A 16827-nucleotide genomic window follows, 5' to 3' on the forward strand; every position below is an offset into this window, starting at 1 on the left:
CCTTGCCGTGAAGACCGTCAAACCCCTGCGCCTGAGCATCATCACGCGGCCGTTCCTGCGCGCCGGCCACCAGCGGCTGGGCGTGACTTCCATGGGCATGGTCGCCATGGACGAAGCGCCCGTGCTGCTGCCCGAGCCCGAGTTCTGGAAGGCGGTCTCCAACGAACTGGGCCCCACGGGGGTGCTCGATCTCGGCATGCCCAAGGCGTGTGCCGAATTCCTTGCGACCGGCCATGCGTACACGCACCACCAGAAAGAAAAGACCGCCTGCGCCGTCGCGCTGAACGTCGGCGCGCTGAGCCGGCAACTCGTGGTGTTCGGCGACCGCTTCTGGCTCGATGGCCGGGCGACCGCGCCGCAGCCCTTCGAATCGATGCGCCTGGACTGGACGCGCGCCTTCGGCGGCCCCGCCTTCGCCGACAACCCGCTGGGCATCGGCCATGCGCCCGAACTGGTGAACGGCCTGCTGGTGCAGCGCCTGCCCAATGTCGAGCATCCGCACCGCCGCATCGACCGGCCGTCGCGGCAGCCGGAGCCCGCGTGCTTCGACGCGATGGACGTGAGCTGGCCCAGCCGCATGCGCCTGATTGGCAAGCACTACGACGCGCACTGGCGCGAGAACCTCTTCCCCGGTTTTTCGGAGGACATGGACTGGCGCCTCTTCAACGCCGCATCGCCCGAGCAGCGCTGGCCGGACCACGACCGCATTCCGGGCGGCACGCCCTACGAGGTGTGGAACATGCACCCCACCCTGCCGGTACAACGCGGCCGCTTGCCTGACTGGCGCGCGCGCGCATTCATCGCACGCAAGGGCGCCTCGGGGCAGGCCGAGCCCGAGCGCTTCGAAGAGGTGGCGCTGCGGCTCACCACGGCGTGGTTCTTTCCGCATCTGGCGCAGGTCGCGCTGATCTGGCATGGCGAAACCGCCATCGCCGAGGACGATGCGGCCGACATCACGCACCTGATGCCGGCGATCGAGTCCGCCGCCGAAACCGCGCGGCCACTCGAACATTACTTCGCGATCCTGCAGCGCCGCTGCGATCCCGAGACCGGCGGCCTCTACATGTTCCGCGACGACGAGCTGCTGCCCGCCGAAGCCATCGGCCCGTGGGTCGACCAGATGGAAGAGGAAGAGTCCGTGCTCGTGCGCAACATGCGCGAGCGCGGCAACGCGCTGCGGCAAGACCTCACGCAGCAGGCGCTCGACCTCGGCCACAAGCCGCGCCACTTCAAGGAGCGCGCGTCGCCCGAACCCTTCACGAAGATGCCGACGCTGAACGAGCTGCCCGAGTTCATCCAGCGCACCAAGGTCTACGAGCGCGAACAGCAACACAAGCTCGACGCCGCGCGCCGCGAACTCGCGCAGATGGCCGAGGCCAATGCGGCGGAATCGCGCAAGGTGGGTTTCGACAGCCGCGCGCTCGTGGCCGATGCGAACGGCGGCCAGGTCAAAGGTCCGCCCACGTTCGATGCCAAAGCCCTGATGCAGGGCATGCGGGGCATCGCCCCTGCCACGCGCACCGCGCCCATGTCACCTGCAGAAGAGGCCGATCTTGCGAAGACCGCCGAGAGCGGCCGTCGCGGGCTGATCGACATGTACCGGCTCGGCGCGCAGCACCAATCCGCGGCCGATGCCATGACCGTGGAACGCGCCGGTGAAGCACGCGCACGCGTACAGGCGCTCATGTCCACCACCCGCGATCTCTCCGGCATGGACCTCACAGGCGCCGACCTTTCGCACATGGACCTGCGCTGCGCCCGCCTGCACCGCACGCTGCTCGAAAGTGCGGACCTGTGCGGCGCAAGGCTCGACGATGCCGACGCCACCGACGCCGTGCTGGTCCGCGCGCGGCTGGCAGGTGCGTCGCTCGCCGGCTGCGTGCTGCGCGGCGCCAACCTGAGCCTTTCGCATTGCGCGCACACCTCGTTCGCGCGCGCGCAGTTCGATGAAACGACGATCGAGAAAACCCGCTTCGACGACTGCGACTTCTCGGATGCGCGCCTCGCGCACCTGAACCTCTTCGGCATGCACTTCCAGAACTGCCGCTTCGACCGCGCGCACTTCGACTACGTGACGCTGCTCGAGCAGAGCCGGCTGATGGACTGCAGCTTTCGCGCGGCGCGCCTGCACAAGTTCGGCCTTATCTCCTCCGTGGTCGAGCGCCTGGATTTTTCGCAGGCGAATTTCGAGGCCTGCGCCTGGGTTCACACCGCCGGCGACCACGGCATCACCTTCGCCGCGGCCACGCTGAAGACCACCTGCTTCGTCGGCACCAGCAGCCTGCGCACCGTCGACTTCCAGGACGCAACGCTCGTGCAGTGCAGCCTGCGCGACATGGTGCTCGACGGTGCGCGCCTGAGCCGCGCCACGCTGGACACCTGCGACCTCTCGGGCTGCAGCCTCGTGGGCGCGGACCTGAGCCTTGTCGATGCGCCGGAGAGCCTGTTCATCCGAGCCGACCTGACCCATGCGTCGCTGCGCGGCGCCAACCTCATGAACGCAAGCCTCCAGAAAGCGACGCTCGCCGGCGTCGACCTGCGCGACGCCAATCTCTTTCGCGCCGATGTGTCGCAGGCGCTGATCGACACGGTCACCGAAACCCGCGGCGCCTACATCGAACAGGCCAAGACCGTTCCGCGGCGCGCGACGGAACCGGCGCGATGACGCCGCACGCGTTGGCACAGAAGGTTCGCGGCGGCGAGTTCATCAAGGGCCAGGATTTCAAGGGCATGCGCCTCGATCATCTCGACCTGCGCGGCGGCACCTTCGGCGAATGCGATTTCTCGCAGGCGAGCCTCGAAGGCACGCAATTGGCCGAGTCGATGTTCGACACCTGCCGCTTCGACGGTGCGCGGCTCGACGCCGCCGACCTGCAGCGCGCGGCCTTCCACAAGTGCAGCCTCTCGCAGACGAGCATGCGCGGCGCGACGATGACGCGCGTGGCCTTCAGCGAATCGAGCTTGCAGGGCGCCGACTTCGCGACGGCACGCCTGGACCTCGCGGCCTTCCACAAGAGCACGCTGGATGCGGCGCGCTTCGACCGCGCCGACCTCACCAAGACCGTGTTCGGCGAATCGACGCTCGACGGGGCGCACTTCGACGATGTGCGGCTCGACACCACCGTCTACTACCGCGCCGGGCTGCGCGGCGCGAGCTTCAAGGCCGCGAGCTTTCACAACGTGATCTTCAGCGAGGCCGACCTGGCAGCGCAGGACTTCTCGGCGCAGCAGTTCCATCTCTGCCAGTTCATCGACGCGGACCTCGCGGGCTGCAACTTCAAGGGCGCGCGGCTCACGCAATGCAACTTCAAGGGCGCGAAGCTGGAACGCGCGGTGCTCGCGGGCGTGCATGCGCCCCAATGCCTTTTTCCGGAGGCGGACCTGCGCGGCGCCGACTGCCGGGGCGGACACTTCGCGCAGAGCATCTGGGTCGATGCGCTGCTGGCCGACGCGGACCTTTCGGACGCACAGCTCGTGCAATGCGTGTTCCACCGCGCACGCTGCCACCGCGCTTCGTTCGCGCGCAGCCAGCTGGTCTACGCGGACTTCTCCTATGCCGACCTGCGCGGTGCCGACATGCGTGGCGCCACCTTCCAGCGCACGCAATTGCACCGTGCCGTCGAAGACGGCGCCCGCTGGAGCGACCGCCTCGGCGTGCTCGACAGCGATCCCGCGCTGTTCGAGGCCGAGCGCTTCTCGGCCGCCCGCGCGAGCCGGCCGCACCGTGCGGGCCGCGACACCTTCGGGCGGCCCTTGCCGTCCGACCCGAAAGACACCGCCCCATGACCCACCGCGCCATTCGCGAATCCGCCCAGGCCGTCGTCGGCGTTGCAGCCGGCGACGGCACGCCCTCTCCCGACATGCAGGCGCTGCTGCAGAAGCCGCTGCCCTCCTCCGCGACAGCGGTCTTCCCATGGACGGGCAGCGCGCTCGGCACGGTGATTCAAGAACTGGCCGGCGGCGGCTTTCTCGTCGCACCGCAGGACGGCAGCGACCGCTGGCACTGTCCCCGCGCCGCAAGCTGCCTGCTTCAGCCCAGCCCAGGCGACACCGTGCTGGTGGCCGGGCCGCACCGCGACCAGCTCTACCTGATCGCGGTCGTCACACAGGCGGATGCGAGCCAGTCGCGCATCGTCACCGACGGCGACCTCACCATCAGCTCGCGCCAGGGGCGCATCGCACTGGATGCGCCCACGCTGACGCTGCAGGCACGGAAGGCGCGCCTGGACATCGTCGAGATGGACTACCGCGGTGCCGAAGTGCGCGTGACCACGCTGGTCGCGCGCTTCGTGGGCCGCACGCTGGAGACGGTGCTCGACCGGCTGAGCGTGCTCACGCGTTCGAGCTTTCGCCTGACCGAGGAGGTCGAGCAGGTGCGCGCGGGGCAGATCGACATGCAGGCGAGCGAAACACTGCGCCTGCACGCGAAGAACACCTTGGTCACCAGCAAGGCGCTGGTCAAGGTCGATGCCGAACAGATCCACATGGGCTGACCCTGCCACTGACCACCAACGACGAATCGAGGAGCCTTTGCCATGTTTGCCAATGCACAGATGATGGGCGTGGATCTCGCCTTTCCGGATGTCTGCAAGACGCCGCCCGCGCTTCCCATTCCCTACCCCAACTTCGCGCTCGGGCCGACGGCCATTCCCAACGCCTGGAACATCCTCTACGGCGGCACGCCCGCGCACAACATGGCCACCATCACGCCGATCACCAACGGCGACAACGCGGGCGTGCTGATGGGCGTGGTGTCGCAGACGGTGATGGGCCCCTCGCGCCACATCACCGGCGCGTTCACCGTGCTGCTGAAGGGCACGCCCTGCACCCGCATGACCAGCCTTGCCGTGCAGAACCGCTGCAACATCGTCGGCATGCGGATCGTGCCGAGCCAGTTCAAGGTGCTCGTGTTGGCAGCTTGAGACGCCGGCCGCGGTTGCGAGTCGCCGCGGCGCGGCTCCATCGATGGATCGTGGGCTCTGCTGCTCGACGCGCCAGCAGCCTCGTACGCACGCGCAAGGCTTGAGCCTACAGCGAGCTGCGCCGGGTATTGCCGAGGACGGCCGGAGCGGCCCATTAGAGTCGTCGCATAGCCGCACCATCCTTTCCATCGGACAGCTTTCCCATGACGACTTCTATCGAACATGCTGTACCGCCCAAGCTGGAGCCCACGGGTGTTCCAGGCCTCGACGAGGTGACCGCGGGCGGCCTGCCCGCGGGCCATCTCTATCTGGTCGAAGGCACGCCCGGCGCCGGCAAGACAACGCTGGGACTGCAATTTCTTCTTCAGGGCCGCACGCTCGGCCAGAAGGGCCTGTACGTCACGCTTTCCGAGAGCTCGCAGGAACTCGCCGAAGGTGCGCTCTCCCATGGCTGGGACCTGCAGGGCATCGAGATCTTCGATCTGGTCAGCGACGAAGGCTTGAGCTCCGAAGCCGAGCAGAGCATCTTTCATCCATCGGAGTTCGAACTGGGCGAGACGATCCGCGGAGTCATGGCGGTGGTCGAGCGCCTGCGGCCCGACCGCGTGGTGTTCGACAGCCTGTCCGAGCTGCGCCTGCTCTCGCAGGATCCCATGCGCTACCGCCGCCAGATCCTGGCGCTCAAACGCTTCTTCCTCGCCCACCGATGCACCGTGCTGCTGCTGGACGACAGGGCGCGCGCCGCGGACGGCATGCACCTTCACAGCATCGCGCACGGGGTGATTCAGCTCGAGCAGAAAACTGGCACCTACGGCTCGGACAAGCGCCGCCTGCGCATCGTGAAGTTGCGCGGCGTCAAGTTTCGCGAAGGCGAGCACGACGTCAGCCTGGACCGCGGCGGGTTGCACATCTTCACCCGCCTGGTGGCCAGCGAGCATGGGCGGGCCTTTGCGAGCGAGCCCCTGAGCTCGGGCAACGCGGACCTGGACCGCTTGCTGGGCGGCGGCCTGACGCCGGGCACCAACCTGCTGTTCGCCGGCCCCGCCGGCGTGGGCAAGACGACCACGGCCGTCTGCTGCGCGCGCGCCAGCGTGGAGCGCGGCGGCAAGGCCGCCATCTTCCTGTTCGACGAAGGCGTCAAGACCCTGATGATGCGATCGCGCGCGCTCGCACTGGGCATCGACGAGTACGCCTCGTCGGGACAACTGGCCGTGCACGCGATCGACCCTGCCGAAATCTCGGCGGGCCAGTTCTCGCATCGCGTGCGGGACGCGGTCGAGCGGCAAGGCGTGAAGACCGTGGTGATCGATACGCTGAACGCCTACCTGATCGCGATGCCCGGCAGCAACTTCCTGATGCTGCAGATGCACGAGCTGCTGACCTATCTCAACCTGCAGGGCGTCACCACCATCCTCGTGCTGTCGCAGCACGGCCTCACCGGCGAGGCGCCGAACGATGTGGACCTGAGCTACCTGAGCGACTCGATGCTCCAGTTCCGGTTTTTCGAGGCGCGTGGACAGTTGCTGAAGGCCGTGTCCGTGGTCAAGAGCCGCTCGAGCGCGCATGCCACGACGATCCATCAGTTCCGCCTGGGCCCGACGGGTCTGGAGATCGGCGAGGCGCTCACCGATTTCGAAGGCGTGATGGCGGGTCTTCCACGCTACCGGGGCCGGACCGCGCTTCTTGGCGATACCGATCGGGCCTGACCAGGTGGAAGATCGGATTCTCGTCATGGCGCCGTTCGGGCGCGACGCACGGCTGATCGGCGACGCCCTCGCCGCGCGGCGAATCGAAGTGCACGTCTGCCAGGACGCGCGTGCGCTGATGCGCGAAATCGAAAAGGAATCGGCCGCAACGATCCTCACCGAGGAATCCCTCGACGAGGGAACGGTCGCGGCCCTTCGCGAAATGCTGGCGCAACAGCCGCCGTGGTCGGACTACCCGTTCGTGGTGCTGGCGGCCCGCCAGACCGTGCGCCGCACCGATCGCGCGCGATCGGCGCTGCAGGACCTCAGCAACCTGGTGCTGCTCGAGCGCCCGGTCAACGTCGACACGCTCATCAGCGCGGCGCAGTCCGCGGTGCGGGCGCGCCAGCGCCAGTACCTCACCCGCAAGCACCTGGCCGAGCTGCAGGCCTCCAAGGCCAGCGTCGAGCAGATCAACGGCGCGCTGGAGTCGCGCATTGCCGAGCGCACGGCCGATCTGGCGAGTGCCAACGACCGGCTGATGCGCGAGATGCTGGAGCGCGAGCGCATCGAGAACTCCCTGGTGCAGAACCAGAAGATGGAGGCGCTGGGCCGGCTGACGGGCGGCATCGCCCACGACTTCAACAACCTGCTGCACGTCGTCAACCTGAACCTGCAGTTGATCGAGCGGCTGAAGGTGAACGAGGACCGCGTTCGCGACTACGCACGGCGGGCCAAGGAAGCCGTGGACCGCGGCTCTCGGCTGACGGGGCAACTGCTGTCGTTCGCGCGCACCCAGAGCCTGGTTCCCAGGCTGCACGATCTGAATGGGTTGATCAGGAACATGGCGGAGCTGATCTCCATTTCGGTCGGCTCCCATGTGCGGCTGAACCTGGCGCTGTGCACGCAGCCCGCCTTCGTGATCGTCGACGCCGCGCAAATGGAAATGGCGATCCTGAACCTGTCGGTCAATGCGCGTGACGCCATGCCGCAGGGCGGGACCCTGGAGATCTGCACGCAGATCTCTCCGGCGGGGGTGGAAGGCGCCGCGGGCGAGCCCGGCTATCCGCTGGGCACGGCCGACGTCACGGTGCGCGACACCGGGACCGGCATCCCCGAGAACCTGCTGGACAAGGTCTTCGATCCGTTCTTCACCACCAAGCAGCATGCGGGCACGGGGCTCGGGTTGAGCCAGGTCTATGGCTTCGCGCGGCAGTCGGGCGGAAGCGCGATCGTGGAAAGCGCGGTCGGCGCGGGAACCTCGATCAGGCTGCGTTTTCCGCTCGCTCCAGACCCCACCGAGGCCGCGCTGGAAACGGTCGCCGCCGGTCGGGCGATCGCCGATGCGCGGCAGGCCGAGATCCTTGTCGTCGAGGACGATCCCGGCGTGCGCCGCAGCATGGTCGAGAGCCTGCAGGTGCTCGGATTCCGCGTCAGGCAGGCGGCCGACGGCGCATCGGGCCTGCTCGAATTGAGAAAGGCGAGGCCGGACCTGCTGCTGGTGGACTACCTCATGCCACACATGAACGGCGCCGAGCTGATCGCGCACGCGCAAAAGCTGTACAACGACATTCCCATCCTGATGGCCACGGGCTACGCCGACATGAACGCGGTCGAGCGGCTGATCGGTCCGCAATCGGTGCTGGCCAAGCCATTCGACCTGGACACGCTCGGCTCGGCGGTCGCCACGGAACTCCAGCGCGGGAAACCGCTGCCGTAGCGCCCTCGGCACCGCGTCGTCGCCGGGACCGACCGGCCCCGCCTCACCTCACCACTTCACCCGCACCCCCGCAGCCGCATTGATCGAACTGCCCACGCGCGCATCGCCACCCGAAGCCCACTGCTTGCCGAGTTCGCCGTAGAGGCTCGTGCGCTGGCTCACCGACAAAGTGAAGCCCGCGGCCAGCTCGGTGCTGGTGCCGCCGATCGGCGCACCCACCGGCGTGATCGCCGCCGGATTCACGAAGCGCGCAACGTCGTTGCCCTTGGCACTGCGATAGACGTTCAGGCGCGCATACGGCTGCAGCGTGCCGGCGCCGGTCGCGAAGCTGCCCTTGATGCGCACGCCCGCACGGCCGATCCAGCCGCTGTCGGCGTCCTGCTGCACGAGCGCGCCCGGAATGGACACGTCGTCCAGCCGCAGCCGCTGGTGGATCAACTGCAGTTGCGGTTCCACTGACCAGCCGCCCGAGCCGATCGCAAACGCCTTGCCCACTTCGATCGATGCCAGGAAGCTGTTGCCCTTGCCCTCGACGCCGCCGCTCAACAGCGGCTGCACCGTGTAGCGATGACGGCCGGCCTGCAGCACCGCGTCGGCATAGAAGCCGTCTTCGGTGGCGAAGGTGCCGTAGAGGCCCAGGTACTGGCTGCGCAGGTCGTTGCGGCCGGTGGGGGTGTTCAAAAGCCCGCTGCCGAAGCCGCTCGTGCGGGTGTCGCCGTCGATCTGGCCCACGTAGATGCCGGCGCGCCAATCCGGGTTGGCCCACAGGTCGGTGCCGGCCTGCAGCCCGGTCAGGCGGCCCTCGCTGTGCGGCGAGACGGTGCCGCCCTGGCGGATGTCCATGTCGGTGGAGATCAGCCGGCCCCAGGCGCGGCGGTAGCTGCCGTCGGTGCCTGGCGTCGCTCCGGCACCGCTGCTTGCACCGCCGCGCACATCGTCGTCGCCGACGCGCTGGCTGCGGCTCGCGAGCATGCCCAGGTTGCTCTGGCGCAGCTGGTTCGGCAGCGCCGCGAACAGCGAAGCCTCGGCGCGGTAGGTCGGAAGTCCGGTGCCGCCGGGATTACCGGGATTGCCCGGCGTACCTGGTTCGGCCTCGGTGCGCAGGTACCAGTTCTCGCCGCCACCGCTGGCGTCGCCCGCGTGCAGCCGGTATTCGAAGGCACCGGCGTCGACATGCCCGCCTGCGAGCACGAAGGCGTCCCTGGTGGTCTGCGCGGTGGTGGTCGCACCGTTGCGCGCGTTCACCACCTCGATGCCCGCGCCGCTGGTGCGCGCACCCAGGCCGCCGATGTTGGCGATCTGCACGCTGGTCCTGCCGCTGGCCGCGCCGCCATCGATCACCAGCCGGTCCGATGGCCCCGCGCCGCCGTTGAGCACGGTGCCCAGCTTCAGCACGCCGTTGTTGCCGACGTAGTTGCCCTTGACCGTCAAGGTGGTGCCGGGCGCGGCGCCCGCCAGTGCCACGGTGCCGCTGTTGGCGAGGCCGGCCACGGTCTGGCTGAAGCCCGCGAGGTCGAGCGTGGCGCCGCTGGCCACCACGGCGCTGGAAGCCGCGCTGAAGGCGTTGGCCGCGCCGGCCTTGAGCGTGCCCGTGGCCACGCGCGTCTCGCCGCTGTAGCTGGCCGTGCCCGCGAGCGTGAGCGTGCCCGCGCCGACCTTGACCAGCGAACCGCCGCCGCCGGTGATGGCACCCGAGATCGTGCTGTCGCTGCCGACAGCGCCGGTGGTGAGCGCCTTCGCGCCGAGCACCACGTCGCCCGCGCCGCCGAGCGCGCCGATGCTCGCGCCGGTGGTGGCCAGGTCGATGCGCACCTGCGCGCCGGCGGCGTTGGTCACGGTAGCGCTGGCGGCATTCGCGCCGTCCTGCAGCCGCAAGGTGCCCTGGTTGGCGATGGCGAGCTTGCCCGCATCGGCCTTGCCGCCGAACTGCAGCGCCGCGCCCGAGGCGATGCTCACCGCGCCCGTGCCCAGTGCGCCGCTGGTGTCGGTGGCGAGCGTGCCCGCATCGACCAGCGTGCCGCCGCTGTAGCTGTTGACGCTGGCCAGCGTCAGGGTGCCTGAGCCGATCTTGCGCAGCTTGCCGGTGCCGCTCATCGCGCCCGCGTAGATGCCGGCGGTCTTGTCCTGGTCGAACGCGACCTCGGCGTTGTTGACGATGGCGCCCTGCAGGCTGGTGGCGCTGCCCTGCAACACGCCGCCCTTGACGGTGGTGCCGCCGGTGTAGGTGTTGGCACCGCCGAGGATCAGCCGGCCCGCGTCTTCCTTCGAGAGGCCGCCCGTGCCCGAGAGCGCGACATTCATCGTGGCGGTCATGTTCGCGCCGGCGGCCGTGCCGTCGCCCACGCGAATCACGGAGTTGGCGTTGTCCAGCGTGATGCCGTCGCCCTGCACCGTGTAGCCGTCGACCGCGAACTGCGCGCCGGCGATGCGCACCGCCCCGCCGCCGCCATCGACCGTGACGGTGCCGGCCTTGCCGCCGAACACGGCGAACTGGTTCTGCGCCCAGTTGGCGTTGAGCTTGCCGTCCATGTCGGTCCAGCCATCCTGCGAGGGTTGCGGGCTGCCCACGCGCCAGGTGCCGTTGCCGCCGGCCACCTGGCCGTCGTTGTATTTGCTGCTATCGCCGCCGTCCCAGAAGTTGAGCGACAGGCCCGCGCGGTTGACCAGGTTGACCTGGTTCGCCACCGAGGTCTGCACCTGCAGGTCGGCCAGCTTGGCGCCGGTCGGCGCGGTGCCGATGTCCAGCCCGTTGTCGGTGAACGTGCCGCCGTAGCTCATGAGGCGATACAGCCCTGGCCCGAAGGTGCCGCCCGCCGACTGCGCGATGTTCAGCGTGCCGTCCAGTTGCAGGTTGCCCGTGACGTTGATCAGGTCGTTGAGCGCGCCGCCGGGCACGCCGGCCTGGCCGAGTTCGTAGTTGAGCGTGGCGCCGCCGGCCAGCGTGAGCGCGCCGAGCGTCAGCGTGCCGGGGCTGTTGCCCGCGGCGAGGATGCCGCCCTTGGCGATGGTGACCGCGCCCGCGATGCTGCCGCTGCCCGCGAGCGTGGCGCCCGACTGCACCTGCACGCTGCCGGTGCCCGTGCCGCTGCCGCTCGTGTTGTTCACGCGCAGCGTGCCGGCGGCCACCGTGGTGGCGCCGGTGTAGGTGTTGGCGCCTGTCAGGGTGAGCGTGCCGGCGCCGACCTTGACGACCGAGCCGCCGGTGCCGCTGACGGTGCCCGACAGGGTGTTGTCGCCGCCGCTGCCGCCCAGCGTGAGCGCCTTGGCGCCGAGCACGACATCGCCCGCGCCGCCGAGCGTGCCGAAGCTCACGCCGGTGGTCGCCTGGTCGATGCGCACCTGGGCGCCGGCCTGGTTGATCACCGTGGCCTTGTCGGCCGAGGCGTCGCCGGCAAAGGCCAGCACGCCGCCTGCGGCGTTGGTGATGGTCGATGCACCGGCGCTCGACTTGTCCTGCAAGCGCACCGTGCCCTGGTTGCCGATGGCGGTGGTGCCGGCATCGAATCCGCCACCCAGTTGCAGCGTCGCGCCCGTGGCCACGTTCGCCGCGCCGCCGCCCAGCGCACCGGTGACGTCGGTGGCCAGCGTGCCCGCATCGACGAAGGTGCCGCCCGCATGGCTGTTGGCCGCACCGAGCCGCAAGGTGCCCGCGCCGGTCTTGCGCAGGCTGCCCGCGCCGCTCGCGGTGCCGTTCAGCGCCACGGTACGTACCGCGTCGATGTCGAAGGTGTTGCTGCCCGCGCCCAGGCTCACGGCGCGCGCACTGACGCTGTCGCCGGTCACGTGCAGCGTGGCGCCGCCCTGCAGCGCAAGGCCGCCCGCGGCCGCACCGAGGTTGGCGTCGGAGGCGATCTGCAAGGTGCCGCCCTTGACGGTGGTGCCGCCGGTGTAGCTGTTGCTGCCGCCGAGCACCAGCGTGCCCACGTCGTCCTTCACGAGACCGCCCGCGCCCGTGATGGCCGCGTTGATGGTCGCGTTCATGCCGGCGCCCGCGGCCGTGCCATCGCCCACGCGAATGATCGAGACCGGCGCGTTCACCGTCAGCGCTGCGCCATCGATGGTGTACCCATCGACCGCGAACTGCGCACCACCGATGCGCACCGCCCCGCCCGCGCCCGTGTTGTCCACCATGACCGTGCCGGCCTTGCCGGCGAAGATCGCGAACCCGTCCTGCACCCACGTGCCGTTGGCGGTTCCATTGGCGTCGGTCCAGCTGTCGCCGGGCACGCCCGCACGCCAGGTGCCGGAGCCGCCGGCGATCTTGCCGTCGTTGAAGTTGCCGGAGTTGACGCCGTCCCAGAGGTTGAGCACCAGCCCGTTGCTGTTCACCAGATTGACCTGGTTCGCCACCGAGGTCTGCACGGACATCTTGCTCGCGTCGGTCGGCGCAGTGCCGATGTCCAGGCCGTTGTCGGTCAGCGTGCCGGTGTAGTTGATGAGGCGGTACAGGCCCGCGCCGAACTTGCCGCCGGTCGATTCCGCCACGTTGAGCGTGCCGTCCAGTTGCAGGTTGCCGTTGACGTTGACCAAATCGTTGAGCGATCCGCCCGCCACGCCGGCCTGGCCCAGGTCGTAGCTCAGCACCGCGCCATCGGCAAGGCTCAGGCTGCCCAAGGTCAGCGTGCCGGCGCCACCGTTGCCTGCAGACAGCTGGCCGCCCTTGCCCACGCTCACCGCGCCTGCGATGCTGCCGATGCCTGCGAGCGTCGCGCCCGACTGCACCTGCACCGCGCCCGTGCCGGTCGCGCTGCCGCTTGCGTTGTTCACGGCGAGCGTGCCGGCCGCCACCGTGGTGCCGCCGGTGTAGCTGTTGGCGCCGCTCAGCGTGAGCGTGCCGGCGCCGACCTTGACGATCGAGCCGCCCGTGCCCGTGCCCGGCTGCGCGAAGATGCTGCCCTTGTCGCTGACGGTGCCCGAGATCGTGTCGCTACCGCCCAGCCCGCCGAGCGAGAGCTGCGTGGCGCCCAGCACCACGGCGCCCGCGCCCGTGAGGGAGCCGAGTTCGACGGCGGGCTTGCCGCCCGTCGCGCCCGACACATCGAGCGTGGCGCCTGCGGCGTTGTTGACCGAGGCATTCGTGCCCGTCGCGGTATCGGCAAAGAGCACAAGGCCGCCGGCCGTGTTGGCGATCTGCGCACTGCCGGCCGTGGCCTTCTGGCCGAAGACGAGCAGGCTGTTGCTGCCGTTCGTGATCGTCGCCGTCCCGGCGCTGGCGGTCTCCAGGAAGCCGATCCCACCGCCCGCATTGACGATGGTCGATGCACCGGCGCTCGAACTGCCGCCGAACCGCAAGATGTTCACGCCCGGCGCCTGCCAGCCCGCGCCATTGACCGTGATCTTCGAAGTGGCCGCCGTGGTGGTCTGGGCGAACGACAGCACATTGCCGTTGTCCGCGGTCGCGGCACGTCCCACGGTGTAGTCGTTGCCGCCGGCGCTCGCCGCGTTGGTGAAGGCCAGCACCGTGCCGTCGCCCTGCTGCTGCACCGCGCCGCCGCCGAACACGCCGCCGGCGCTGGCGACGATGCTCGCGCCGTCCTGCAGCACCGTGCCGCCGCTGTAGCTGTTGGCCGCCACCAGACTCAGGCTGCCGCCCTTGCCGGTGACGGTAAAGAGGCCGTTGCCGCTGACGACGCCGCGCAGCTCGAGGAAGCTGTTGCCCAGGTCGATGGTGCCGCCGCCGGCGCCGAGCGCGACATTGCGCATGCTGAAGAACGGCGTGGAACCCGTGGCGATGCGCAGGGTGCCGCCGTCCAGCGCCAGGCCCGTGCCGATCGCGCCGAGGTTGGCATCGCCCGAGATCTGCAGGATGCCGCCCTTGACCGAGGTGCCGCCCATGTAGCTGTTGTTGCCGGTCAGCACCAGCGTGCCGCCGTCGTCCTTGACCAGCCCGCCCGTGCCGCCGATGGCCGCGTTGATGGTCGCCGTCATGCCCGCGCCCGCGGCGGTGCCGTCGCCCACGCGCACCGTGGTGTTCGCCGCGTTGATGGTGAGCGGGTCGCCGTTGACCACGTAGCCGTCGACCGCGAACTGCGCGCCGCCGATGCGCACCGCGCCGCCCGCGCCCGTGTTGTCCACCGCGACTGTGCCGGCCTTGCCCGTGAAGACCGCGAGGCCGTCCTGGATCCAGCCCGCGTTGACGATACCGTTGGCATCGGTCCAGTTGTCGCCGGGCGAGCCGGCGCGCCAGGTGCCGCTGCCGCCTTCTACCTGGCCATTGTTGAAGTCCGCGACATTGCCGCCGTCCCACATGTTGAGCGCGAGGCCGCCGGTGTTGACCAGGTTGATCTGGTTGGCCACGCCTGTCTGCAGCGCGAGGTATCCAAGCGGCGTCGGCGCGCTGCCGATGGTCATCGCGTTGGCGGTGAGCGCGCCCGTGTAGTTGATGAGCCGGTAGATCCCCGCACCGAAGGTGCCGCCGGCCGATTGGGCGAGATTGAGCGTGCCCGCCAGCGCGAGATCGCCGTTGACGTTGATCAGATCGTTGAACGCGCCGCCGGCCTTGCCGGCCTTGCCCATTTCCATCTCGAGCGTCGAGCCTGCCGCAAGCGTGAGCGCGCCGGTAGCGAGGGCTCCCACGCCGCCGTTGCCCACCGACAGGCGGGCTCCCGCGGCCACATTGACCGGGCCGGCGATGGCGCCGCTGCCCACGAGCGCCGCGCCCGACTGCACCTGCACGGCGCCCGTGCCCGTGGCACTGCCGCTCTTGTTGCTGACGCTCAGCGTGCCCATGGCCACCGTGGTGCCGCCGCTGTAGCTGTTGTCGCCGCGCAGCGTAAGCACATCGGCGCCCTGCTTCACGATGGCGCCGTCACCCGAGATCTGGCCATCGAGCGCCAGTGCCGGGCCCGAAATGCTCAGCGTGTTCGACTTGCCGATCGCGAAGGCGTTGCCCAGCGTCAGCGCTGCATTGCCCGACAGCGCGGTGTTGCCCTCGATCGCGGCCGTGCCGGTGCCCAGCGCGGTGTTGCTGCCCAGCACGACGGTGCTGCCGGCCAGGCGCGTGCCGCCCGCATAGCTGTTGTTGTTCAGCAGCGAGACCGTGCCGCCGATGCCGCGCAGGTCCAGCGAACCCGCGCCCGAGACCACGCCGCCGAAGCTGACCGCGCCCGGTGTCTGCACATCGAGCACGCCGCTGTCCGATAAGAAGTCGACGTTGTTCAGCGCGAGCGCGAACGGGCTCGAGAGCGTGACCGCGCCGCCGATGCCGAGCGCGGCGCCGCCGATGGCCTGCGCGCTCGAAGCCTGCAAGGTGCCGCTGAAGGCGGTGAAGCTTCCGGTGAAGGCGCTGTTGTTGCCGCTGAGCGTGAGCACGCCGGTGCCGCTCTTGATCAGCGTTCCCCCGCCGCTGAAATCGCTGGCGACGGTGGTGCTGCTGTCGTCGGCCATCCTCAGCGAGGAGCCGGCCGCGAGCGCAACCGTGGTGCCCGCCACGCCGGTCAGGTTGCCGACGACGGCAGTGCCCGAATCCGTGTGCAGCATCGTGCCCGCTGCGGCCAGGCTCAGGGCAGTGCCGGTGCCGAAGGAGCCGCCCGAGGCGAAGCCCAGCGCCCCCCCGTTGACTGTTGCAGTTCGCGGACCGATGGCGCGGTCGACGATCCAGTCGCCGCTGTCGTTCTTGATCAGGTCGCCGCCGAAGTCAGTGACGCCGGTGACCGCCTGCGAATGGATCTGCGTGCCCGCGCCGGCCAGGGTGAGCGTCGATCCCGCGCGGTTGCCGATGGTGAGATTGCCCTGAACGCGGCTGCCGGTGCGAAGCGTGACCCACTGCACCAGCCCACCGTCCAGGGCGACGTGGCCTCGCAGGAGGCCGCCGTTGTCGAGCGTGATCGCGGTGGCCTCGCCGTAGATGCTGTAGATGCCCTCGATCGTGGAGCCCGCCGTGTTGGTGATGTTTGCACTGCCTCCGCCGAAGCCGAGGCCCAGGTAGTTGCCGTTGCTGGTGATGCGGCTGTTGCCGGTGTTGACGATCGTTCCGCCCCCATACAGCAGGGCGCCCGCGGACCCTTCGATCACGCCGCCGTTCGAGTTGGTCAGCGTGACCGGTCCGCCGGTCACCTGGACCGCGCGATCGGTACTGCTGATCGTGCCGCCGTTGTTGTTGATCACCGAGTTGCCGCCGGTCACCACGCCCGCCGTGCCATGGATCGTGCCGGTGTTGTTGACCGTGACGTTGGAGCCGACGTTGATGGCCCAAGTGCCGTCGCCGAGCGTGGCGATGGTTCCTGTGTTGTTGATCGTGCCGCCGTCCGCCACGCCGACCCAGCCGGGCGTGACGCCCGCGCAGTCGAGCGTGGTGCCCGTGAGCGTGCACGCCGCCCAGGCCGTTCCGCTCAGCAGGAAAGCGGGCACGGCCACGAGCGGTGCCACGAGGCTCGCGCGGCTCGACGCACGCCGCCCGCCGCTGCGCTTGCCGCGCGCGGGCGCCGTTTCGCACACGGCGACCCATGCACCGAGCGCTGCGTTCCAGAGGGTCTTGTAGGCGGTATTCATCAACGGTTCT

Annotated in this window: 7 protein-coding genes; 6 read left to right on the plus strand and 1 reads right to left on the minus strand. The window is 69.6% G+C overall.

What is annotated here, in order from left to right:
* The first annotated feature begins 7 nt into the window (after positions 1-7).
* From QF040_RS12030 to QF040_RS12055, 6 genes are all read left to right on the plus strand, one after another.
* Positions 8-2665: a DUF2169 family type VI secretion system accessory protein gene (locus QF040_RS12030; RefSeq protein ID WP_429611225.1), complete on the plus strand. Its 2658-nt coding sequence runs from the start codon at positions 8-10 to the stop codon at positions 2663-2665.
* On the plus strand, positions 2662-3786 hold the full coding sequence (locus QF040_RS12035) for a pentapeptide repeat-containing protein (protein WP_429611226.1): 1125 nt from the start codon (positions 2662-2664) through the stop codon (positions 3784-3786). The genes QF040_RS12030 and QF040_RS12035 overlap by 4 nt, the downstream gene beginning before the upstream one ends.
* The gene (locus QF040_RS12040) at positions 3783-4493 is read left to right on the plus strand and encodes a DUF3540 domain-containing protein (protein WP_429611227.1); all 711 of its coding nucleotides are present in this window, start codon (positions 3783-3785) and stop codon (positions 4491-4493) included. The genes QF040_RS12035 and QF040_RS12040 overlap by 4 nt, the downstream gene beginning before the upstream one ends.
* A 42-nt stretch (positions 4494-4535) precedes the next feature.
* A complete protein-coding gene (locus tag QF040_RS12045) occupies positions 4536-4922 on the plus strand; it encodes a DUF4150 domain-containing protein (RefSeq protein ID WP_306879285.1) in 387 nt (128 codons plus the stop codon).
* Positions 4923-5125: 203 nt separating this feature from the next.
* Positions 5126-6628: an ATPase domain-containing protein gene (locus tag QF040_RS12050; RefSeq protein WP_429611228.1), complete on the plus strand. Its 1503-nt coding sequence runs from the start codon at positions 5126-5128 to the stop codon at positions 6626-6628.
* A gap of 25 nt (positions 6629-6653) precedes the next feature.
* Positions 6654-8327, plus strand: coding sequence for a response regulator (locus QF040_RS12055; protein ID WP_429611229.1), 1674 nt, complete (start codon positions 6654-6656; stop codon positions 8325-8327).
* Between the two features lie 48 nt (positions 8328-8375).
* Here the strand turns inward: QF040_RS12055 and QF040_RS12060 are convergent, their stop codons facing one another.
* Positions 8376-16817, minus strand: a complete 8442-nt coding sequence (locus QF040_RS12060) for an autotransporter-associated beta strand repeat-containing protein (RefSeq protein WP_429611230.1) — start codon at positions 16815-16817, stop codon at positions 8376-8378.
* Between the last annotated feature and the right edge of the window lie 10 nt (positions 16818-16827).

Origin of the sequence: Variovorax sp. W2I14, from assembly GCF_050435205.1 — a bacterium.
In the GTDB taxonomy this organism is placed as follows: Bacteria; Pseudomonadota; Gammaproteobacteria; order Burkholderiales; family Burkholderiaceae_C; genus Variovorax; species Variovorax paradoxus_C.